This window comes from Aquimarina hainanensis (genome assembly GCF_042684685.1).
In the GTDB taxonomy this organism is placed as follows: Bacteria; Bacteroidota; Bacteroidia; order Flavobacteriales; family Flavobacteriaceae; genus Aquimarina; species Aquimarina hainanensis.
In genome coordinates, this window is the sequence record NZ_JBHULX010000045.1 from 1 (window position 1) to 290 (window position 290).

Annotated in this window: 1 protein-coding gene; it reads left to right on the forward strand. The window is 43.8% G+C overall.

The window, feature by feature from the left end; genetic code table 11:
- Nucleotides 1-290 (forward strand): PKD-like domain-containing protein (locus ACFSTE_RS20575; protein WP_378298376.1); only part of this gene is annotated, 290 nt, incomplete at both ends.

Consider the following 290-nt stretch of genomic DNA (forward strand, 5'->3'; position numbering starts at 1 on the left):
TGGATTGCAGCGGATAATGCCAATGTAACAGGAGAATCAACTTCCCTGCAAACAACAACAACCATTAATGATGTACTGACCAATACCAGTGGAACAGATCAGACGGTAACCTATACGGTAACCCCTAGTGGAAGTAACGGATGTACTGCCGATGCCTATACGGTAACAGTAACTGTACAACCGGAACCAACCCTAGATGCAACAGATCTAACTAACACCAGCTGTAGTGATGTAGCACTTAGCAGAGACCTAACTCTTGATGTGACTGAAACAGGAACAACTTTTACATG